Source organism: Shewanella sp. POL2, from assembly GCF_000282755.1.
GTDB classification, from domain to species: domain Bacteria; phylum Pseudomonadota; class Gammaproteobacteria; order Enterobacterales; family Shewanellaceae; genus Shewanella; species Shewanella xiamenensis.
In genome coordinates this window covers 82,106-102,332 of the sequence record NZ_AKZL01000002.1, presented here as the reverse complement: position 1 = coordinate 102,332, position 20,227 = coordinate 82,106, and the positions used below count along the sequence as shown (strand labels likewise).

Genomic DNA, 20,227 nt, shown 5'->3' with positions numbered 1-20,227 from the left:
GATGAGTGACATTTCAGGGGCAAGTCTTGCTTCCCTCACAGGAAGCCCTCATACAAAGATTGCATCATGTTGCCAGTTATAGCGACCAATTGCTGGTGCTTGTTGGCGGCCAAGGTTCGGGCAAGACAACGCTGCTCACTGCATTAGCTACCGATTTTGATGATTCAAATGCGGCGCTGGTTATTTGTCCCATGCATGCCGATAACGCTGAGATTCGTCGCAAGATTTTAGTGCAGTTGATGTCATCCCCCATTTTTGATGATGAGATACCCCTAGCCGAAACTATTCTGCGTGTAGCTCAAAATCAAAGTAAACCGTTACATATCATCATCGATGATGCTCATTTGCTCTCAAAAGAGCTATGGGCAGAATGCATCATACTCAATCAAATTCAGTGTGCGGGACAGCGGATAGCTGTGACCTTGACGGTTCCTCCTGCATTTTTAGCCGATTTATTGCCACAATTACCCGATTCTCTCCGGCGGCAGATCCTGCCTATTAATATTGAACCGCTAAGTTTGCCTGAGCGGGAAGCACTGTATCAAACCTTGCTGCGATACAGTGACCAAAATCCATTTACTCCAAGAGACATTGTTCGCGCACAACTTGAAAAACAAACGGGTACTCCTCAGGAAGTTGTTACCTTGCTGGAACTGGCGCTACATGGCCAGAGTGAGAAGAAGTCAGCCTGGGTACAATATAAGCTAGCGTTGATTGGACTTTGCAGCTTGTTGATTACCATTTTGATTTGGTTTGGATTGGCTCAACCCTTTTCCGATGAGCCCGTGCTTGACGTGGTCACTTATCCCGCGTTGGATTCCGACGAGTTTTTAGCCCATGGTCAACGGATATTAACGCCCTATTTTAAACAACGTGAGGAGTCGTTAGCACAGTCTTTATTATTGCAAGCGGCGCAGCAAGCTGATCCTTTGGCGGGATTTCATGGTGAGACTCCAGCCGAGAATGAGTCCGCCATAACACAACCGATTGATGAAGCCACAAGTAAGGCCGAAAACAATGTTGTGACTGCTAGTAACAATACATCACATGAAGATATCGCTAAGAACGATAACGTTCATCCAGCGAAGAACATCACGGCAGCATCAATAACTAATGTAAAAACTCGGCCAACGTCCGGTTATACCATCCAAATAGCTACAGTCTCCCAGCGTGACACAGTTGAGTCGCTGTTGAAAAAACTGCATTCTGTGCCGGATATTCGAGTCGCTAAATACAAACAATTTTGGGTGGTGCTGGTGGGGCAGTTTAGCGACAGTCAATCGGCGCAACAGGCTGCCGCAGAATTGGTCAAACAATATCGTTTGAGTCAACCCATGATAAAAAAATGGGCTGAGCTCGGTGGTTATCAATTACAAGATGCGCTTCCAAGCGGTGAAATTTCAGAATAAACAGAGTACAATCATGGCCTTTATTTTTGTCGGCATTCATCAAGTTAAATGATCAAAAAACATAGAGCCTTCCTGAAATGGGCTGGCGGAAAATTTAAATTGGTGGATGAGCTCTCGAACTATTTACCCATGGGTGAACGTTTAGTTGAGCCCTTTGTTGGCGCAGGTTCGGTATTTTTAAATACTGACTACCCCAGCTATTTACTCTGCGATATCAATCAAGACCTGATAAATCTCTACAACATAGTCAAAGAAAGGCCCTTGGAGTACATTGCGGCTGCTAAGAAGCTATTTGTTGATGAGATGAATCAGAAGGAAGCCTACTATCGCGTGCGTACAGACTTTAATAAATCTCGCGATCCTTTCCTGCGTTCGGTTTATTTTCTGTACTTGAATCGTCATGGTTTTAATGGCTTGTGCCGTTATAACCGCAAAGGCGGCTTTAATGTACCCTTTGGCTCCTACAAGAAGCCTTATTTCCCCGAAAAGGAAATTTTGGCCTTTTCAAAGAAAGCGCAACGCGCCGAATTTAGGTGCATTGGCTATGAAAAAGCCTTTGAACAAATCCGAATTGGTGATGTGATTTATTGTGATCCACCCTATGCGCCATTATCCTCCACGGCGAGTTTTACTACCTATGTCGGTGCAGGCTTTAGCTTAGATGATCAGGCGTTGCTCGCGCGTTATTCGCGGCATATGGCTCTTGAACAGCGCATTCCTGTTGTGATTAGCAACCATGATATTCCGCTGACGCGCGAACTGTATCGCGGTGCGCATCTCGCTAAGATCCAAGTGCAACGCAACATTAGCCAAAATGGTAGTGGCCGCAATAAAGTTGACGAGTTGATTGCTTTATACGATGAGACTTACGATCCGCAGGATGAGTGATTACTGTGGTCTAGTTGATTACTTTGGTCTAGCAGATTGTTGATCTCGCGCGAGTTAGCTAACGACTTGGCTAACCAGCAAAATAAGGCTTGCAACTAATGCTATCGCTAACACGATTCCCATCAAAATGTACGGTAATGGTGAATTGGTCTGGAAGTCTTTTTGGCGATTTTTATCTGACTGCACCCCAAAGAAGGCGGCTATCGTACTGTGAAAGACTTGCCAGATCCGGCTTAGCATCAATAGGACTGTTGTGAATTGGCAGGTTTCATGTCATCGATAGGTTTATCTTGATGACCATGGAGCAGTTCAAGCAAGTCGACAAAATGGAACTGGCTAGAGCGATTTTTGCCAGTAAGCCAGGTCTTCCAACTTAAAGTTTGCGCCTGTTCAGCACAACGGTTATTCGGATGGCTGCTAGGTAAGCTATTGTTGTAACGAGTATCACTACTGCAAGCGCAGGCGGAGGTATCGTTACCTGCGGTCAGTTTTTCGACACCAAAGGCTAAGGAGGCGACTACCACTGCGGTAAATGCCAACATCATCGACGACTTAAATGTCACCGAGCCTAAAATGTGTGAAAACTGTGTTAACCGCCCTTTCATGATACTTCCCTTGAAATCATTAAATGATCCACGCTAGCTGCCCGAGTATAACAAACTCGCTTAGTTTATGAACAATAATTTATCAATCTTCACTAAAATCTTTCTAACGCTTCAGCTTCTCCTTGGACTTACCGTAGGTTGTGAGTACTGGAATTGAGCTTCCATCTGGCCTCAATCGCGATAAATGTGGCATTTGCTATAGAGGCATGGTCTAGCTAAGGGTAAAATAAGGCACTTTTTGTTCAATAGCAGCGAGTGTCCTATGCGCCCATTTTTAATTGCTCCATCGATTTTATCCGCCGATTTCGCCCGTTTAGGGGATGACGTTAAAGCCGTGTTAGATGCAGGGGCTGACGTAGTGCATTTTGATGTGATGGATAACCACTATGTGCCGAACTTAACCATTGGTCCTATGGTGTGTAAAGCGTTACGCGACTATGGCATTACGGCGGAGATCGACGTGCATTTAATGGTTAAGCCTGTTGATCGCATCGTGCCTGATTTTGCTAAGGCTGGCGCTTCTATTATTACTTTCCATCCCGAAGCCTCTGAGCATATCGACCGTACTTTGCAACTGATTAAAGAGTCCGGTTGTAAGGCAGGTTTAGTGTTTAACCCTGCAACACCGCTGCATTATCTTGACCATGTGATGGATAAGTTAGATGTGATCCTGCTGATGTCGGTCAACCCAGGCTTTGGTGGCCAATCCTTTATTCCTTCGACCTTAGATAAATTACGCCAAGTGCGTGAGCGTATCGATGCGAGCGGTTTTGATATTCGCTTAGAGGTCGATGGTGGCGTAAAAGTGGATAACATTGCCGAAATTGCTGCCGCAGGTGCCGATATGTTTGTCGCTGGGTCGGCTATTTTTAGTCAACCAGACTATAAAGCCGTTGTCGATGAAATGCGTGCCGAGTTAGCAAAAGTTGAGGCCAAATGATGCGGAAACAGATTAAGGCGATTGCCTTTGATCTCGACGGCACACTGATTGACAGTGTGCCCGATCTTGCGGTCGCGACACAGGCGGCACTCGCCGAGTTAGGTTTGGCAACGTGTACCGAGGCACAGGTGAGAACTTGGGTGGGTAATGGGGCTGAAATGCTTATGCGCCGTGCCATGAGCCACGCTTTAGGCGCAGACGTTGAGCAAACGGCATTAGATGCGGCTATGCCGATTTTTATGCATCACTATCAAGAAAATCTTGAGAAGCACAGTGCACTTTATGCCGATGTGCACCAAGTGCTACAAACTCTGTTTGACGCTGGATTTAAGCTGGCAGTGGTGACAAACAAACCCTACCGCTTTACTTTGCCGCTGCTTGAGGCCTTTAAGATTAATGATTTCTTTAGCTTAGTGCTTGGCGGCGATTCGCTGGCGAAGATGAAGCCGGATCCATTACCGCTAGAGCATTTATTAGCGCAATGGCAACTCGATAAAAGTGAGTTGTTGATGGTAGGCGATTCTAAAAATGACATTTTAGCGGCGAAAGCAGCAGGTGTTGCATCAATCGGCTTGACCTATGGCTACAACTACGGTGAAGATATTGGGCTCACTGGCCCTGACGCGGTGTGCGAGCAGTTTGCCGAGATCCTTAGCTGGCTAAATGTCGGCCAGGCAGTTTAATCGAATCTTTTTATCTTTATTTGGAGCAATGACGTAATGACCAAACCCATAGTACTCAGCGGTGCACAGCCGTCCGGCGAATTAACCATAGGTAACTACATGGGTGCATTGCGTCAATGGGTTGCCATGCAAGATAGCCACGACTGCCTTTATTGCGTGGTGGACTTGCATGCCATTACCGTGCGCCAAGACCCTCAAGCATTGCGTGAAGCCTGCTTAGATACACTTGCACTGTATTTAGCCTGCGGCGTCGACCCTAAAAAGAGCACGGTATTTATCCAATCTCAAGTGCCGCAGCACACTCAGCTGGGTTGGGCGTTAAATTGCTATACCCAAATGGGTGAGCTGAGCCGTATGACGCAGTTTAAGGATAAGTCACAAAAGCACGCCAACAATATTAACGTCGGTCTGTTTGGTTATCCTGTACTGATGGCGGCGGATATTCTGCTGTATCAAGCGAATGAAATTCCAGTTGGTCAAGATCAGAAGCAACATCTTGAGTTAACACGTGATATCGCCACTCGCTTTAACAACGCTTACGGCGAGACATTTACCATTCCTGAGCCTTTTATTCCTGAGCATGGCGCTAAGGTGATGTCGCTTCAGGATCCGCTGAAGAAGATGTCTAAGTCGGACGACAACCGTAACAACGTAATTGGTTTGCTTGAAGATCCTAAAGCGGTCATGAAAAAGCTGAAAAAAGCCATGACCGACAGTGATGAGCCGCCAGTCGTGCGTTTCGATATGGAAAACAAGCCTGGTGTATCTAACCTGTTGAGCTTAATGTCGGGTATTACAGGTCAAAGCATTGCCAGCCTCGAAGCCGAGTTTGAAGGTAAGATGTATGGTCATTTAAAAGGTGCCGCAGGTGAGGCGGTAGTGGGCATGTTAGAGCCGCTACAAGAGCGTTACCGTGCGCTGCGTGCCGACCGTGCTTACCTTGATCAAGTGATGAAAGCGGGTGCTGAAAATGCCCAGGCTCGCGCCGAAGTGACGCTGAAAAAGGTGTACGAGAAGATTGGTTTATTGGTGTAATTTGCCCTAAAAAGCGCATTACACAACACGTTATTAAGCCGACCTATTCCTAGGTCGGCTTTTTTATGTCTGTTATTTATTGGGCTGTAGCTAAGCGTTTAGGCCTGCGATTTTAACCAAGATGCAAAGGCTGCAATGGCGGGTTCATTTAGGCGTCGCTGTTTGCATAAAAAACAAAATTCAAAACCCGTATGAACATCGGGTAGATTTACCGCTACCAGTCGTCCAGTACTGATATCACCGGCCACCATAAAATCAGGGGCGAGGGCGATACCTTGTCCGGCAATCGCCGCCTCAATTGCCATCACTATGTGGCTAAAAATATGCTGTTGTTCGTTATTCAGGGGGATTTTATGGGCCGATGACCACTTATGCCAATCGAGTCCAAGTGGGCCTTCATCCACAATCAGTAATGCTTGTTGCTGAAAATTGCCCAAGTTAATCTCGCGCCATTTAGGATAAAGGCTAGGGCTACATACGGGGATCAGGCGTTCCTTGTGCAGTAATTGTTGCCAATAACCCCGTTGATTGAGTTTGCCTGCTATAAAGATATCGGCCGTGCTGGTGCTGAGATCGGGGTCTTGAGTGATCATCTCGAGGCGAATTTTAACGCTGGGATATTGGCGCCGAAAATCCGCTAACCTTGGGATCAACCATTTCACCGCAAATGAGCTGTATACCGCCAAACAGAGTTGTTGATTTGGGGTGTCGCGGATTTTGAGATTAAGATCGCTTAACTCATTAAAAATTCTTTCTAACTCAATAAATAAGCTCTGGCCTTTGGGCGTGAGCTGTAGTTTACGTCCCTGACGATCAAAAAGTTGTTCACCAAAGTACTCCTCCAATACACGCACTTGGTGTGAAACCGCGCTTTGGGTAATGCAAAGCTCGGCGGCAGCCTTGGAAAAATGTTGTTGCCTCGCGGCAGTTTCAAATACTTGCAGCGCACGTAAGGGTGGAAGCTTTCTCATGATTTTCAAAGTCTAAACGATTTAGTATGAATTTAATTCATCTAGCATGAGAAAGCATCATTTCAGCTTAAGTTTTGCGGGGATTATCATGCCAGCATTGAGATTTACGGATAGTTAAAATGCAGCGCCCTGTTGTTATCGGTTTGATTTTATTGATAGTGGGTAATCTATTTAGTGCTTTTTACGATGTATCGATCAAATGGTTGCCAGAAGATGCTAATGCAGCCACTTTTCTACTCGTGAGACAAATCACTTCAGTACTCATGTTAACCCCGATTTGGTTGTACTCGCAGCGACCGCAGACGGAATATATTTCGGTTCACCTTTGGCGTGCCAACATAGGCTCGGTTGGCGCGCTTTTTTTAATTATTGGATTGATGGCATTGCCTTTAGCCACAGTCAGTTCCCTGTTTTATTCTGCCCCCCTGATGATTATTTTGATGGGATACTGGTTTTTAAAGGAGCGGATTACCACAGGGCAGGTGATATGCACACTGTTAGGCTTTGTGGGGATCTTAATTATCCTCAGGCCGAGCGAGATGAACTGGTTTGGATTAGCGGTGTTATTTTCAGCATTTACTTTTGCTATCAATCAGTTGATGCTTAAAAAAGTGCCTAATACTGAGCATCCGGTATTAACCTTAATGCTCTATAACTTGCTGGGAATCCCCGCGACCTTAGTCATTGCGGCCTTTCAGGGGCTGGAGGGACTGAGCTGGGAATTGCTCGCGGTTGCACTACTTAGTAATGCCTTTTTACTGATTTATCATTGGTTATGTGTACTGGCTTACCGTAAAGCGCAGGCGAGTGATATTGCGATTGCCGAATATACTGGTTTGTTATTTATCGTCTTATTAGGCTGGCTGCTGTTTGATGAATGGCTGGATAGCTTAAGTTGGCTGGGTGCCGCTTTGATTGTGCTGCCTTCGCTGTTTTTACCTTGGATAGGAGCGTTGGTGGAGAAGTCACCCAAGATGATGGATAACATACAGGTGAAGTCTTTAGGAATTGATACCGCGGTAAAAGGCGAGCCTAAACTTTAAGTGTTTAGGCTCAATCGGTTATTCGATATATTCGAAAACCTTAACGACTTTGCGTACACCAGCAGTATGACGGGCAATGTCAACAGCAAGCTCTGCCTGTGAGCGGTGGATCAGCCCTAGCAGGAAGACTTCACCGTTTTCAGTGATCACTTTAATTCGGGTCACATCCAATTCTTTCTCGTTGAGCATCCGTCCCTTCACTTTGGTTGTTACCCAAGTGTCGTTACTGCGAGTCGTGAAAGACGTTGGATTACCGATGCGGATCTGGTTGTGGATTTTACCGCCCAGCTTAAGGTCTTGTACGACCTTAACCGCTTTATCCCTCAACATCGAGTTGGGGGCTTGGCCTATCATCAGCACATTACCGTTTACCGATACACCCGTGATATTGGTTTGTTTCTTAAGATCTTCATGCTCAAGTAGCGCACTGGTGATCTTAAAATCAGTATTAGTATCATCGAGCTGCGTTTTTACCGAACGCTCATCGTTGGCCATCATGGCGCCGCTGACTGCGCCCACCATAACGGCACCGGCGCAACCTTGCAGTAGCATGCAAACCATTAACAGTGGGGCAGCATATCTCATTGCTGTTCGTCCTGTGGGAAGAGTGTGCGGTCGATATTGTCACACAGGCAATGGATCACCAGTAAGTGCACTTCTTGAATACGTGCCGTCACGTTCGAAGGAACGCGAATTTCGACGTCACCCACGCTGAGTAATCCCGCCATCGCGCCGCCGTCTTTACCGGTTAAGGCTACGATAGTCATATCGCGACTCAGTGCCGCTTCCATCGCTTTAATCACGTTACCAGAGTTACCGCTGGTGGAAATGGCTAACAGGATGTCGCCAGGCTGACCTAAGGCTAAGATTTGCTTTGAGAAAATCTCATCGTAGCTGTAATCGTTAGCAATTGCCGTGATAGTCGATGTGTCTGTCGACAGGGCAATGGCTGGCAGTGGTGGACGTTCAATCTCGTAGCGGTTTAATAGCTCGGCCGAGAAGTGCTGAGCATCACCGGCACTACCACCGTTACCGCAGGCAAGAATTTTATTGCCACCCAAAAGACATTGCACCATCATCTCCGCCGCTTTGGCGATGGATTCTGGCAGTGCTTCGGCTGCATCGATTTTAGTCTGGATAGATTCAGTAAAGCTGTCTTTAATGCGTTCTAACATGGATACATCCTTTCAGGATAAAGTGTGGCTATGATGCCATATTTCCACGGTGGAGTTGAGGCATAAGCGTTAAAAATTATTCGATTAGCTGAGTCGAGAGCCTCGTTTAAAAGGCATCGACCAGCCATTGGATCTGCGTATCTTCGATGGCGACAACGTCGAATCGGCAGGGTACATCCAATTTATGGCTCTGTAAATAATGGCTGGCCGCCATGCGGATCCTGCCGATTTGTGCTTTGCTAAGTGCTTGTATTGCGCCGCCAAATTGATTTGCTGAGCGGTATTTTACTTCAACAAATACCCAGTATTTTTTGTGGCGCATGATTAAGTCTATTTCACCAAAGGGATAGCGGACATTACGCTCAACAAAGGTCAAACCTTGTTGTTCAAGGTAACCTTGGGCGAGCGACTCTGCCTGCTGTCCGAGTGTCATAGTTGGCGGAAACTGCCTCTTTGATAGCGTCCCCAGCTTAATTGGCGGTTAATTACGCCATCGGGATTGACCGATAACACGCCGCTACGACCATTGAACTGGTAACCGGTAAATGAGCGCATTTGTGCGAGTTTGCTGATCAAATCCATCGCATCATAACCCATCACAAATAAGCGTTTTTGGCCGTTGTTCCAGCCGGGCCATAAGGTATTAACCATCAGGTTTTCTTCGCCATTTTGCATCAACCAAGGTGCGTCACTGAGAGTGAGGTTATTTAAATCCTGTGCAGTTTGGCTCGATTCATTATCGATACGGCTACGGCTCGAGGTGTACAACGGCACGGGCTGAGTAAAGACGCTAAAGGTGACATCGATAAAGGCCTTGAGCAGGGTTAACTCCTGCGGCGTCGAGATCATATAGATGGCATCTATATCTTGGCGCGAGCGAAAATCGGCCTGTACTGAATTGCCCAGTAGTTCCTTGATGCGCGCAATACGGGCTTGGCTATCGCGAACGCCGAGCGCATCTTGCACCGTGGTTTTCATCTTATCGCCACTGTCGTAGTAATAGACTTCGATGGGCGTATCGCTTTTCTTTTTCCAGGCTTGAATAAAGCTCTCGGCCATACGTTTGCCGATAGCATCGTTGCTGGCGAGTAGCAGCGGCATAGTTACGCCATCTTGATACATGCGTATTGCAGCATCGGCTGCTTCTTGTGCTGGCGATAATGCAAAGTAAAACTTATTAGCATCAGCGACAAACTTGTCTGTTTGATTTAAAAACAGTTGCGGGATCGGCGCGCTTGCCGCAACAGGTGTTGCTGGCGTGCCAGTGGTGTTGGTTGCCGCAGTACCAGTGTTTAATGCCAATAATTGATCGATTTCATTTGGCAGTAGCGGGCCAATAATAAACTCAGCGCCTGCATTTACCGCTTGCTGATAGGCGGAAACGGCATCGTTAGCGGTATCGTAAAAATTCACCGAGACTTGCTCATTCGGTTTGGCTAAATAACTGGCCAAAATGCCTTGGCGAATCGCATTGGCGGCAGTGGCGCGCTGGCCTGTGAGCGGCAAGAGTACAGCGATATTTTTTGGGGTATAAGGTTTGGCGTTTAACGCTTGATCTAAATCCGCAGGCAACTTCGCCGCCGCAGGATGATAAGGGTTTTGTTTTTGCCAGTCGCCTAAATAACGGACCAGTTGGTTGGGATCGACCGCATAATGCTTAGCGATATACGCCAGTTGTAACCAACCTGCAAAAACAGGGCTTTTGGCATCTTTGGTGAATGCGAGCAAGGTTTGCTCGTGCATCGGTTGCAACACTTGCCAGATCTGATTATTGACTTCATTCGCCTCGGCGGGAGGTAAATAGGTGGTCAATAAACTTAATTCGCGCACCTGTTCGATAGGCTGTTTATTCTGTTGGAATAAATGCGCTCTTAATTGATGATAGGCTGCCATTTGCCAGCCGGGTAATACCCAAGTGCTTGGGTAAGTTAGCGTTTTCAGAGCATCAAGCGGCGTCGATGTATGCTCTAGCACCCGCGCAGTCAGGTATTTATGTTCAGCCACTAGCGTCGGGACCTGAGTCAGGCTTGGCAGCATCGACTTGAGCAGCTTTTGCGCCGCCGCATAGTCGTTCGCATTAATATGCGCATGTGCCGCCAGCAGCAGGTAAGTATCACGTTGCTGAGGATCTTTGCTATTAGCGGCCTGTGCTAAATACACATTTGGCGCCAATGGAGCAGAGGCTAATGAGGTGGCCACGGTGGGCGCTGTACTGGTAGAGCTGCTGGGCGCTTGACTGCCGCAACCCGCCAATACTGCGGATAAAATGGCCACGGAAACTAACTTAGTTGTATTCAGGCTTTTTAACACTGGGCTTCACTCTGGTAAGATGCTGCCTCTAGTTTAACCTTCTCTTGCGCTTGACGAAAGTCTTGGCACTGTCATTACAGAGGTATATATGGACCAAAGCGTCGCACTCTACATCGTTCCCACTCCTATTGGTAATTTGGGGGACATGAGCCCACGTGCTATTGACGTGCTCAGCCAGGTTGCATTAATTGCCTGTGAAGACACCCGCCATAGCGGCAAGTTATTGAGTCATTTTGGCATTTCAACTAAAACCATCGCACTGCACGACCATAATGAGCGTGCTCGCGCCCAGTGGATTGTGGATCAGCTAGCCGCAGGGCAGTCGATTGCGCTAATTTCCGATGCGGGCACGCCGCTGATATCAGACCCCGGCTATCACTTGGTCTCCCATGTGCGCCAATCTGGGTTTAAGGTGATCCCCCTGCCTGGCCCCTGTGCGGCGATTACGGCGTTAAGTGCCTCAGGTTTGCCGTCGGATCGTTTTTCCTTTGAAGGCTTTTTACCTTCGAAAGAAAAAGCTCGCGCCGATAAGTTGCTTGAACTTAAGGAAGATCCGCGCACGCTGATTTTTTATGAATCTCCCCACCGTATCGAACATAGCCTAACGACTATGGTTGAAGTGTTAGGCGGCGAGCGGCAAGTGGTGATGGCGCGTGAAGTGACTAAAACCTTCGAGACCTTCCTTAGCGGCCCAGTGGCTGAGGTATTGGCTACCGTCAGCAGCGATCTTAACCAGCAAAAAGGCGAGATAGTGCTGATGGTGCACGGTCACCGCGCGGCCGAGGATGATGAAGCTATCCCAACCGTTGCCATCAACACACTCAAGTTACTCTGTGAAGAATTGCCGCTTAAAAAGGCCGCTGCCATTGCCGCGCAAATTCACGGTCTTAAAAAGAATGCTCTGTATAAGTTCGGTTTAGAGTCTGATTTATAAGCAAATCTAACCGATAGGAGCACACCAGCTGGATTAACAGTGGTACGCGCAGATTGCTTAGGCTATAATCCGCGCCGAGTTGGCCAGACAGTCGCCGCGTTCGCAAGAACGGGGAGGAAAGTCCGGGCTTCAAAGAGCGGGGTGCCAGGTAACGCCTGGGCGGTGTGAACCGACGACAAGTGCAACAGAGAGGAGACCGCCATCATAGCCTCGGCTAAGGTGGTAAGGGTGAAAGGGTGCGGTAAGAGCGCACCGTGCGGCTAGCAATAGTCCGTAGCAAGGTAAACTCCACCCGAAGCAAGACCAAATAGGGTTCCGTATGGCGTGGCTCGCGTTGGAACCGGGTAGGTCGCTTGAGCCTGTGAGCGATTGCAGGCCTAGATGAATGACTGTCCACGACAGGACCCGGCTTATCGGCCAACTCAACCTCTTTAAAGTAAAAGGCCTCGCAGCAATGCGAGGCCTTTTATTTTTCAGGCAATACGATTAATTGATGCATAAAGAAGATTGATAGTTAAGCTTCTGGATAAATGCTAAGAAATTGTTTTTATGTTACTTTCTGTCATAAGAGCCGCTCGTCATTTGAGTAGAATAACTACACATCATTCCTCGTTTCGCGAGCACGAGCTTGCCAGAACGAACAAAATTTAATCTCGAAACGTCAACACGCCCTAGCAAAGCTGAAATTTTAACTCTGTTGAAATCATCCCTTTTGCCCCAATATAGTCTCTAGTGCTGCAATCTGGTGGCGTTTATCACAGGAGTTTATGTCATGCTTTATGATTTAACGGCTGTTCAATTTAGCAAGATGCTGAAAAACTTGAGTCTTATTCTGGAAAAGGGTGAGATTTTTGCCAACTTGAAGAAGGTGGATATGGCGGTATTATTGAATTCCCGCTTAGCACCCGATCAATTTAACCTGATCCGTCAGATCCAGATTGCCTGTGATACCGCCAAGATAGGGGTCGCGCGTCTCACGGGGAATTTAGATACCGTACCTAAGCATGATGATACTGAAACGACTCTGCCAGAGTTGCAAGCGCGTATTGCTTCTGTTATCGAGTACTTAGCTCAATTTACCGAGGCAGATTTTGCCGATGCGTCAACAATTCACGTCTCTCAACCACGTTGGGAAGGTAAGTATTTAACGGGATATGAGTTTGCGATTGAACATGCTATCCCGAACTTATATTTCCATGTGACGACGGCTTATGCGATTTTGCGCCATAACGGTGTGGATGTGGGTAAGAAAGATTATCTCGGCCCTATGCCTTATAAGTCGTAATTCCCATCGCACAGCGAGCATTTGCTTTGCTGTGCGTTTAATGCGGCTGAGGTAATATCACGCTAACTTTTAACCCGCCAAGTGTTGAATGCGTAAAGCTAAGTTCTCCCTGATAACTCTCGACAATATCTTTGCAAATCGACAGACCTAAACCATGGCCTTGAATGCTCTCATCGAGCCGAATTCCTCGCTCAGTAATCACCTCTAAATTAGTATCCGATACGCCTTCGCCATCGTCGCTGACCTCAATCAGATACGCTCGATTGCTGGTATTTGTCTGTTCAATACAAAGCTGTATCTGTCGACGCGCATGCTTGCAGGCGTTATCGAGCAGATTGCCAAGCAGTTCCAGTAAGTCGTCCCGGTCAAAGGGAATCACCAGTGCTTTATCAAGCCGATAATCAATTTTGCGCTCTGGATAAATGCGCTGCATCACTTGGATGAGTGGCGGCAGATCGTCATTGAGCACGGTGAAACGCCCCGGAGTGGAGAGCCCGACGATTTTAGTGCGCTTAAGCTCTCGCTCAATAATATGGTGCAGATCTGCGAGCACCTTGCTGCCTTCGCGTCTTTGCTCTGGCGCTAGGCTATCGAGGTAGGATTGTAGCCCTTGCAGAGGGCGTTTCATTTCGTGGGCAAGATTACCCAAGGCATTGCGTGAGCGTTGTACCCTTTGCCCCAGTTGATTCATGAGGCGTTCGATTTCCTCAATCAAAGGGCTAATTTCTGTTGGCGTGTGCTGGGTATCGATTTCTTGTCCCTGGAGCCGCAGTTGCCTGATGGCATCTGGCATTTGCTCTAGCGGTTTAAAGCCCCGCTTGAGCAACAGATGTTGGGCAAATAGCAGGATCATAATGGTTAGCAGCACCACAACCGCGGCAAAGCCTAAAAAGCGTAATTGGGTTTGCTCGAGCGAGCTAATGTCTTCGGTCACCCAGAGGGTGATGGTTTGCCCATTCTTGACGATTGTCTGACTGAGCATCAGCCAGTGTTCTTGGCCCACGTATTGAGTGGCCTGTTGTTGTTCTCCAACGTTAAGATTGGGGAGTGAAACGGCATGATCAAACAGCGAGCGGGAACGTAATAACTGCTCACCGATGTTAATCGCAAAGTAGTGGCCAGAATTGACCCTGTGATACACATTGGGGAGCCTGTCGGCACTCAGTGACCAAGTGCCATCGGCTTGCGGTTCGAGGGCGGAGATCAGGCTATCGGCATCGTGTTGCAGGCGCGAGGCGACAAAGTCTTGGGTTAAGATTTGAATGCCTTGAAATAGCAAATACAGTAATAGCGCCATGGCGCAGGTGAGGGTGATAAGCAGGTTTCTAGTGAGATAGGCTTTGAGTGAATACACGCTTATGCATCCTTGAGTCGATAACCTTGGCCGCGCCGCGTCTCGATATAATCTTTGCCTAAGCGTTGGCGGAGTCGGTTGACGTACACTTCAATTACATTGCTGTCTTTGATTTGTTCCTCTTCGTAAATGCGCTCGCTCAGCTCGGATTTGGACACAATCTTAGTCGGGTTGGCCATTAAATAATGCAACAGGCGATACTCAATCTTAGTGAGCTCGATAACTTCCCCTTCGGCATTGGTCACTGCTTGTTTATCCACATCGAGAGAGACGCCAGCATGTTGCAGCAGATTATCGGCGCGGCCAAAGTGTCGGCGGATCAGCGCTTCTAATCTGGCGAGCAGCTCCTCAACATGGAAAGGTTTACCGAGATAATCGTCGGCGCCGGCCTTAAGGCCATCGACGCGTTCGTGCCAAGCATCGCGTGCCGTAAGAATTAACACTGGCATCAGCAGGCCCTTTTGGCGCCATTGGCTCAGCACACTTAAACCCGGCTTACCGGGCAAGCCTAAATCGAGGATCACCGCTTCGAAGGCTTCTTCCTCACCGAGAAAGGCGCCATCGATGCCGTTATTGGCATGTTCAACGGTGTAGCCCGCCTTGTTAAGGGCGGGAATGAGGCGAGCTACTAAGTCGGCATCATCTTCAATCAAGAGTAAGCGCATTAGTCGACCTTTTCCTTAAGCCATTCACCCGTTTTGGCATCAATCTTAATCTCATAGACAATGCCATCGTCGCGCAGGATTTCGAGTTCATAGATGATGCGGCCGTGTTTTTGCTCGACTTCAAGGTCGAGCAAACGTCCCTTTAACCGTGATTCATAGCGTTGCATGATGGTGTCGAAGGGTAATACTTTACCCTCCTTCACCCATTCGACCACTTTGTTAGAGAGGTCGTCATCATGGGCTAGACAGCTTGGGCTGTTAATCATCCCAGCGGCCAAAGCCAGGAATATTAACGGTATCTTCATCGAATATGCCCTTCTCTGCGAGGTTGTGGCAATTGCTACATTGGCTGAATGAGCCGACTTTGGGGTTATCTTGCACCATGCGCCTTGGGATCTCATCGTGCTTACGGATAAAAAATGCCTGCTCGGTAATTTTTTGTGGCCCCATATCAGCAATTAAAGGTTTGCTATTTTTCATCACCTTACCATTTTGCGCGGCATGTTGAACGAGATATTGCTCAATTCTCGCCGTTGCTTCAGGCGTCAGGCTGGCATCATCACCAAAGTGATTGTTTAGGTTGTTGGTAATTGCCTGCCACTTGTCTGCGGGCAGTAAATTTGCGGGATACGCCATATGGCAGCTGCCACATTCTGCCGAATACTCTGCATTTTGTGGGATGGCTTGATTCAGCTCGCGACCATCGTCGGCATAACCTGTGCTGGTAAAGGTTAAGCTGAGCCCTACGACGCCTATCGCCAGGGCGAGGACAGTCAGTGTGTAGCCAGCAATCCAGCTTAGGGGATGGGCTTGTTTAGTCATGGTATTTCCTTACGTTTTGCTTACTAAAATGGATGTGGATAACGCCTTTATTGCAAACTTAGCCACAGCAGTACGTCTCCTTTTTCTTGAGGCGTGCACTCGCGTTTAAAGGTCCAGTTACAGTTGCGGTTAAACCATTTCTCAATCTTGGCCGCATCGGTTAAACGGTTACTGGTGAGCGATGGTGCCATGGCCTCAATGGGTTTTCGGGTATTTTGATGCATACCTGGGTCTGTCACTTTGGCGGTGTGACAGCTGGCACAGCTGCGATCCTCACTCTGCTGTAGCCACAGCGCTTGTCCTGCATCTGCGCTAAAGGGGCCTGCACCTTGTGCTTGATATTGTTGCAGTTGTAAGCCAATTCGCTCGGCACTGAGTGGCAAGCTGGCGACCTTGGTATTGGCGGCACTGGCATTAACACTGCTGAGTAGTAGCGCAGTGATTGCTAGTCCGATGCTGTGTTTATTCACGTAGTTCATTTCTGACTCCTTTGAACGGTCGAGTTGCGGCGGTTATTGATGTTCATCTTGTTGGATCAGCGGGCGCTGCTTTTTACCTGTCAGCATGGCTCTGACGAGGTTTTCCTTATGCAGCAGGCTGCTGACAATCACGCCGCCGATATGGGTAGCTATTAGAAACAGGCTGAAGTTGGCGAAAAACTCATGTACTTCCTTCAGTGTGCCCTCGGGCCAAGTAGCGAAAAAGCTTGTGGCCAGTGGACCTTGGCCATCGGTGGCATAAAGTGCCATGCCGGAGAAGCCAGTGAACCCTATGCTGAGGATTAGGGCGACTATCATCAGTGCGCCTGCGGGATTGTGGCCGATGTAATCCTTAGCCTTGCCCGTGAAGAGTTCCTTCAGGTAAGTCCAAGCGATGTTCGGACGGGTGACAAAGTTGATAAAACGCGCATGGTGAGTGCCAATCACGCCCCACAACAGGCGAAATACCAGCAGGGTTAAGATGCTGTAGCCGGCGTAACTGTGGATGTTCATCCATTCGTCTTCGCCTTCGGTGAGGTAGGCTAAGGTAAAAAAGCCCACCAATGACCAGTGAAAGATACGGATCAAGGGATCCCAGACGTTGATGTTTTGCTGCATATTTGAGGACATGATCTGTTGCTCCTAAGGTGGTGTGCTTGCAGGCTACTAAAGCCAAACTTAAACGACGCTTAAATTTTGCGGAGTGAACTTGCCCGCTGTTCTGTTGAGTGAACTGGGCAAATAAGTGAGAAATCCATCGAACTAAGCTTGTTAAGGTATTGGTATTAAGCTAGATTTTGCCGCTTCATCTTCGAGAGGTAAGGGAGCAACCTGTTTATGCCTGTTAACGTTTTTAGCCGTCAGCCCGATCGAAAATCTTTTTTAATTTATGCGGTGTTGCTGTTTGTTATCGAAGTCTTGATTGCGCGTTTTGTGCCTTCGGGGTTTATTCGCGGTTTTGTCGGTGACGTATTAGTGGTGATCCTGTTGTTTTGCATGGCGCGAACGCTAGTCCCCGTCGTGAATGCAAAAGGGGAGTCAATCAATCGCTTTTGGCACACGCCATGGCTGGCACTGGCTGTGTTGCTGTTTGCCTTCGGTATCGAATTTGGTCAGTATTGGGGCTTAGTGGACAAGTTGGGTCTTGGCGGTAATCGCTTGGCGCGAATCGTGATTGGTAGCCATTTCGATCCACTCGATTTGCTGGCTTACTTTGTGGGATACCTGATATTGATAGGCTTGTATTGGAAGCGAAATTAGCTATTTCAAGGCACAGGAAGGATACAGCATGCAGCCGATAACAGCCTTCACACTGCGAGCATCTGATACCGAGGCGCTCACTCAGCCTTTGTATTTCAATCAGCAAGCTACTGGGGTCAATATTGCGGGAAGGCAGCTTGAGGCCCAGTACCGCTGCACTTTACCCAATGGCACCCAAGGCTATCTACTGCTGACCTCCTACGATTGCCCCTTTGAAGAATCGACTGAGTGCAGCCTGCTCGATGCGTCCTTTAAATTAGTGGCGAGTCGCTCCCTCTCGCAGAGCTATCATTCGTTTTTACTCTATGCCCATTGGCCAGTTGCCGATAATGGCCTGCGGCTGCATTACTACGATCAGTTAGTTTGGGATTTGCATATTCTGCCGAGCCGTTTCGGTCGGTTCGGCGGTCCGCGTCTCGAATTTAATCCAGTAACCGAGCCCGAGAGTGATCCCCGCACGGCAAGCTCGATGGCAGAACTGTCGCAGCGGTTAGCGAATATCGAGACTGACCGTTAACGCGATACTAAAAAAGGCGTCAGCAACTCGGTTAACCAAGCCATAAATACCTGAAGGCGTTTAGAAAGATGGCGTCTATGGGGATAGAGCAAGCTCACTGGCATTGAGGGTGCAGGGTAATCTGGCAAGATCTCTATCAGTTCGCCAGTTTGGAGATATTTTGCCACCCCAATATTCGGCGCTTGAATAATCCCTAAACCCGCCAGACAGGCCGCGCTGTAGGCATCGGCATTATTGACTGTGATTAGCTTGGGTAAGGCTAGGGCGCATAGTTCGTGATTATCTTGGCTTAGATACTCAAATCCTGAATCGCTACCGCCTAACTGGCCAACGTAATGGATGAGCTTATGCCCTTGGCTAAGCTCTTCTATATTCGATGGTTTGCCGTATTTTGCGATATAGCTTGGGCTTGCGCAGTTAAGCATCTTAAAGTGGCCAATCTTTTTAGCGATAACACCTTCTTGCTGCACACTGCCTACGCGGATCACGCAGTCAAAACCTTCGGCGACGATATCGACCTTGCGGTCGGTACTGCTTAGCTCCAACTCAATTTGGGGATATTGCTCAATAAAGTCAGGAAGATGAGGAAGCACTAAGTTACGTGCAATCCCCGTGGACATATCGACTCTTAAGCGACCCGAAACTTGCGCCGCCTGCAGTTGGAAGAGGCTTTCTAATTCTTGATAGTCGGTGAGCAAGTTTTTGCAGCGCTCATAACAACTTATACCGTCTTGAGTGAGGCGCACTGTGCGGGTGGTGCGTTGCAGTAAGCGTGCCCCTAGTGCGGTTTCGAACTGAGCTACGACATTCGACACATGGGTTTTCGACAGACCTAGGCTGATACTGGCTTGAGTAAAACTCTCTAATTCAGCCACCCGCATAAAAATTTGCATGGCTTGTAGTCTATCTTGCATTGCAATTGTTCTCTAATAGCTAACAGTCTTGCCATTTATAGTGTGTTTATCCCTCTTTGTGCAAGTAATAAGCTGTGTGCAGTGGAATCGCCATGCTGTGCGGCGGCATTAACATAGATGAATGAAGAGGATACACAATGAACACAACTCCCATCGCGCTGATCACCGGTGCAAGCCGTGGCTTAGGTAAAAATGCGGCCCTGACCTTAGCCGCACAAGGTGTTGATATTATTCTAACTTACCAAAGTAATGCCGCTGCGGCCGCCGAGGTGGTAGCGGAAATTGAATGGCACGGACGCAAGGCTGTCGCGTTACCGTTAGATGTGGGTAATAGCCAGTCCTTTAGTGATTTTTCTCAACGCGTTAAAACCGCACTCGAACAGACTTGGCAGCGGGATAGTTTTAACTATCTAGTTAATAATGCTGGGATTGGTATCCATGTGCCCATGGCTGAAACCAGTGTGGAGCAGTTCGATACTTTGATGAATATTCATGTCAAAGGGCCTTTCTTTTTAACTCAGGCACTGCTGCCTCTGCTTGCTGATAACGGCAGTATTATCAATGTCTCTACAGGGTTAACGCGCTTTGCTATCCCAGGGTTTGGCGCTTACGCCACCATGAAAGGCGCGGTCGAAACCATGACCAAATACTGGGCGAAGGAGCTTGGTCCACGGGGCATTCGCGTTAATGTGCTGGCTCCCGGTGCAATCGAAACGGACTTTGGCGGCGGTGTGGTGCGGGATAATCCACAGATGAATGAGTTTTTAGCGCAGCAAACGGCGTTGGGGCGGGTGGGGTTACCCGAGGATATTGGCGGTGCAATCAGTGTCTTGTTGTCACCCGCTGCGGCGTGGATAAACGCACAACGTATCGAGGCATCTGGCGGTATGTTCTTATAGTTCTACCCGATAAAAATAAAGAAAGGGCCAATGGCCCTT

The 20,227-nt window shown here is 48.1% G+C and carries 25 protein-coding genes and 1 other RNA gene; 12 read left to right on the top strand and 14 right to left on the bottom strand.

All coding sequences use genetic code 11. The annotated features are described in order from the left end of the window. The first annotated feature begins 5 nt into the window (after nucleotides 1-5). Both SHEWPOL2_RS01115 and SHEWPOL2_RS01110 read left to right on the top strand, forming a co-directional pair. Nucleotides 6-1,409, top strand: a complete 1,404-nt coding sequence (locus SHEWPOL2_RS01115) for an AAA family ATPase (RefSeq protein WP_037425153.1) — start codon at nucleotides 6-8, stop codon at nucleotides 1,407-1,409. A gap of 48 nt (nucleotides 1,410-1,457) precedes the next feature. Then, nucleotides 1,458-2,297, top strand: coding sequence for a Dam family site-specific DNA-(adenine-N6)-methyltransferase (locus SHEWPOL2_RS01110; RefSeq protein WP_037425151.1), 840 nt, complete (start codon nucleotides 1,458-1,460; stop codon nucleotides 2,295-2,297). Between the two features lie 54 nt (nucleotides 2,298-2,351). Here SHEWPOL2_RS01110 and SHEWPOL2_RS01105 read toward each other — a convergent pair whose 3' ends face one another. Together SHEWPOL2_RS01105 and SHEWPOL2_RS01100 are read right to left on the bottom strand one after the other, a co-directional pair. Beyond that, entirely contained in the window at nucleotides 2,352-2,537 is a 186-nt protein-coding gene (locus SHEWPOL2_RS01105) for a DUF2970 domain-containing protein (RefSeq protein WP_037424187.1), read from the bottom strand. Continuing rightward, nucleotides 2,537-2,902, bottom strand: coding sequence for a hypothetical protein (locus SHEWPOL2_RS01100; protein ID WP_037425148.1), 366 nt, complete (start codon nucleotides 2,900-2,902; stop codon nucleotides 2,537-2,539). The genes SHEWPOL2_RS01105 and SHEWPOL2_RS01100 overlap by 1 nt, the downstream gene beginning before the upstream one ends. Nucleotides 2,903-3,164: 262 nt before the next feature. On the opposite strand from SHEWPOL2_RS01100, the gene rpe reads away from it, so the two are divergent. Genes rpe through trpS form a run of 3 tightly spaced genes read left to right on the top strand, consistent with a single transcriptional unit; the run spans nucleotide 3,165 to nucleotide 5,560 of the window. Then, on the top strand, nucleotides 3,165-3,842 hold the full coding sequence (gene rpe, locus SHEWPOL2_RS01095; protein ID WP_037424193.1) for a ribulose-phosphate 3-epimerase: 678 nt from the start codon (nucleotides 3,165-3,167) through the stop codon (nucleotides 3,840-3,842). Further along, complete coding sequence (locus tag SHEWPOL2_RS01090) at nucleotides 3,842-4,525, top strand: phosphoglycolate phosphatase (protein WP_037425184.1); 684 nt, start codon at nucleotides 3,842-3,844, stop codon at nucleotides 4,523-4,525. The genes rpe and SHEWPOL2_RS01090 overlap by 1 nt, the downstream gene beginning before the upstream one ends. 36 nt (nucleotides 4,526-4,561) lie before the next feature. Beyond that, a complete protein-coding gene (gene trpS / locus SHEWPOL2_RS01085; RefSeq protein WP_011624823.1) occupies nucleotides 4,562-5,560 on the top strand; it encodes a tryptophan--tRNA ligase in 999 nt (332 codons plus the stop codon). A 98-nt stretch (nucleotides 5,561-5,658) separates the two neighbouring features. On the opposite strand, the gene SHEWPOL2_RS01080 is transcribed toward trpS, so the two are convergent. Beyond that, nucleotides 5,659-6,531 (bottom strand): LysR substrate-binding domain-containing protein, encoded by an 873-nt coding sequence (locus SHEWPOL2_RS01080; RefSeq protein WP_037424198.1) that lies wholly within the window; start codon nucleotides 6,529-6,531, stop codon nucleotides 5,659-5,661. Nucleotides 6,532-6,650: 119 nt separating this feature from the next. Here SHEWPOL2_RS01080 and SHEWPOL2_RS01075 point away from each other — a divergent pair, with 119 nt between their 5' ends. Further along, entirely contained in the window at nucleotides 6,651-7,574 is a 924-nt protein-coding gene (locus tag SHEWPOL2_RS01075) for a DMT family transporter (protein WP_037425145.1), read from the top strand. Between the two features lie 18 nt (nucleotides 7,575-7,592). On the opposite strand, the gene dolP is transcribed toward SHEWPOL2_RS01075, so the two are convergent. From dolP to SHEWPOL2_RS01055, 4 genes are all read right to left on the bottom strand, one after another. Further along, a complete protein-coding gene (dolP, locus tag SHEWPOL2_RS01070) occupies nucleotides 7,593-8,159 on the bottom strand; it encodes a division/outer membrane stress-associated lipid-binding lipoprotein (protein WP_037424203.1) in 567 nt (188 codons plus the stop codon). Further along, on the bottom strand, nucleotides 8,156-8,749 hold the full coding sequence (locus SHEWPOL2_RS01065; protein ID WP_011070670.1) for a phosphoheptose isomerase: 594 nt from the start codon (nucleotides 8,747-8,749) through the stop codon (nucleotides 8,156-8,158). The genes dolP and SHEWPOL2_RS01065 overlap by 4 nt, the downstream gene beginning before the upstream one ends. A 106-nt stretch (nucleotides 8,750-8,855) precedes the next feature. Further along, entirely contained in the window at nucleotides 8,856-9,182 is a 327-nt protein-coding gene (locus tag SHEWPOL2_RS01060) for a YraN family protein (protein WP_037425142.1), read from the bottom strand. Continuing rightward, nucleotides 9,179-11,059 (bottom strand): penicillin-binding protein activator, encoded by a 1,881-nt coding sequence (locus SHEWPOL2_RS01055; RefSeq protein WP_037425139.1) that lies wholly within the window; start codon nucleotides 11,057-11,059, stop codon nucleotides 9,179-9,181. The genes SHEWPOL2_RS01060 and SHEWPOL2_RS01055 overlap by 4 nt, the downstream gene beginning before the upstream one ends. Nucleotides 11,060-11,147: 88 nt before the next feature. Between SHEWPOL2_RS01055 and rsmI the strand changes: the two genes are divergently transcribed. From rsmI to SHEWPOL2_RS01045, 3 genes are all read left to right on the top strand, one after another. Next, entirely contained in the window at nucleotides 11,148-11,993 is an 846-nt protein-coding gene (gene rsmI, locus SHEWPOL2_RS01050; protein WP_037425136.1) for a 16S rRNA (cytidine(1402)-2'-O)-methyltransferase, read from the top strand. Between the two features lie 75 nt (nucleotides 11,994-12,068). Further along, nucleotides 12,069-12,422: RNase P RNA component class A (rnpB, locus tag SHEWPOL2_RS22245), an RNA gene on the top strand. A 343-nt stretch (nucleotides 12,423-12,765) separates the two neighbouring features. Then, nucleotides 12,766-13,278 (top strand): DUF1993 domain-containing protein, encoded by a 513-nt coding sequence (locus SHEWPOL2_RS01045; protein ID WP_037425133.1) that lies wholly within the window; start codon nucleotides 12,766-12,768, stop codon nucleotides 13,276-13,278. Nucleotides 13,279-13,315: 37 nt separating this feature from the next. Here the strand turns inward: SHEWPOL2_RS01045 and SHEWPOL2_RS01040 are convergent, their stop codons facing one another. The 6 genes from SHEWPOL2_RS01040 to SHEWPOL2_RS01015 are packed head-to-tail and all read right to left on the bottom strand — an operon-like array spanning nucleotide 13,316 to nucleotide 17,228. Continuing rightward, on the bottom strand, nucleotides 13,316-14,632 hold the full coding sequence (locus SHEWPOL2_RS01040) for a sensor histidine kinase (RefSeq protein WP_037425130.1): 1,317 nt from the start codon (nucleotides 14,630-14,632) through the stop codon (nucleotides 13,316-13,318). A 2-nt stretch (nucleotides 14,633-14,634) separates the two neighbouring features. Beyond that, nucleotides 14,635-15,297, bottom strand: coding sequence for a response regulator transcription factor (locus tag SHEWPOL2_RS01035; protein ID WP_037423056.1), 663 nt, complete (start codon nucleotides 15,295-15,297; stop codon nucleotides 14,635-14,637). Further along, the gene (locus tag SHEWPOL2_RS01030) at nucleotides 15,297-15,563 is read right to left on the bottom strand and encodes a PepSY domain-containing protein (RefSeq protein ID WP_037423059.1); all 267 of its coding nucleotides are present in this window, start codon (nucleotides 15,561-15,563) and stop codon (nucleotides 15,297-15,299) included. The genes SHEWPOL2_RS01035 and SHEWPOL2_RS01030 overlap by 1 nt, the downstream gene beginning before the upstream one ends. After that, nucleotides 15,556-16,119 carry a diheme cytochrome c gene (locus SHEWPOL2_RS01025; protein ID WP_037425126.1) on the bottom strand — a complete coding sequence of 188 codons (564 nt, stop codon included), beginning with the start codon at nucleotides 16,117-16,119 and terminating at the stop codon, nucleotides 15,556-15,558. Before SHEWPOL2_RS01025 ends, SHEWPOL2_RS01030 begins: the two co-directional genes overlap by 8 nt. Before the next feature lie 47 nt (nucleotides 16,120-16,166). Continuing rightward, nucleotides 16,167-16,598 carry a DUF1924 domain-containing protein gene (locus SHEWPOL2_RS01020; RefSeq protein WP_037423065.1) on the bottom strand — a complete coding sequence of 144 codons (432 nt, stop codon included), beginning with the start codon at nucleotides 16,596-16,598 and terminating at the stop codon, nucleotides 16,167-16,169. A gap of 33 nt (nucleotides 16,599-16,631) precedes the next feature. Then, nucleotides 16,632-17,228 (bottom strand): cytochrome b/b6 domain-containing protein, encoded by a 597-nt coding sequence (locus tag SHEWPOL2_RS01015; RefSeq protein ID WP_037425122.1) that lies wholly within the window; start codon nucleotides 17,226-17,228, stop codon nucleotides 16,632-16,634. Nucleotides 17,229-17,435: 207 nt separating this feature from the next. Here SHEWPOL2_RS01015 and SHEWPOL2_RS01010 point away from each other — a divergent pair, with 207 nt between their 5' ends. Both SHEWPOL2_RS01010 and SHEWPOL2_RS01005 read left to right on the top strand, forming a co-directional pair. Continuing rightward, nucleotides 17,436-17,858 carry a DUF2809 domain-containing protein gene (locus tag SHEWPOL2_RS01010; RefSeq protein ID WP_037425119.1) on the top strand — a complete coding sequence of 141 codons (423 nt, stop codon included), beginning with the start codon at nucleotides 17,436-17,438 and terminating at the stop codon, nucleotides 17,856-17,858. A 28-nt stretch (nucleotides 17,859-17,886) separates the two neighbouring features. Then, complete coding sequence (locus SHEWPOL2_RS01005; protein WP_037425116.1) at nucleotides 17,887-18,375, top strand: hypothetical protein; 489 nt, start codon at nucleotides 17,887-17,889, stop codon at nucleotides 18,373-18,375. On the opposite strand, the gene SHEWPOL2_RS01000 is transcribed toward SHEWPOL2_RS01005, so the two are convergent. Further along, entirely contained in the window at nucleotides 18,372-19,289 is a 918-nt protein-coding gene (locus SHEWPOL2_RS01000) for a LysR family transcriptional regulator (protein WP_037425113.1), read from the bottom strand. The genes SHEWPOL2_RS01005 and SHEWPOL2_RS01000 overlap by 4 nt on opposite strands. Nucleotides 19,290-19,426: 137 nt before the next feature. Here SHEWPOL2_RS01000 and SHEWPOL2_RS00995 point away from each other — a divergent pair, with 137 nt between their 5' ends. Further along, the gene (locus SHEWPOL2_RS00995; protein ID WP_037425110.1) at nucleotides 19,427-20,188 is read left to right on the top strand and encodes an SDR family oxidoreductase; all 762 of its coding nucleotides are present in this window, start codon (nucleotides 19,427-19,429) and stop codon (nucleotides 20,186-20,188) included. Nucleotides 20,189-20,227: the final 39 nt, after the last annotated feature.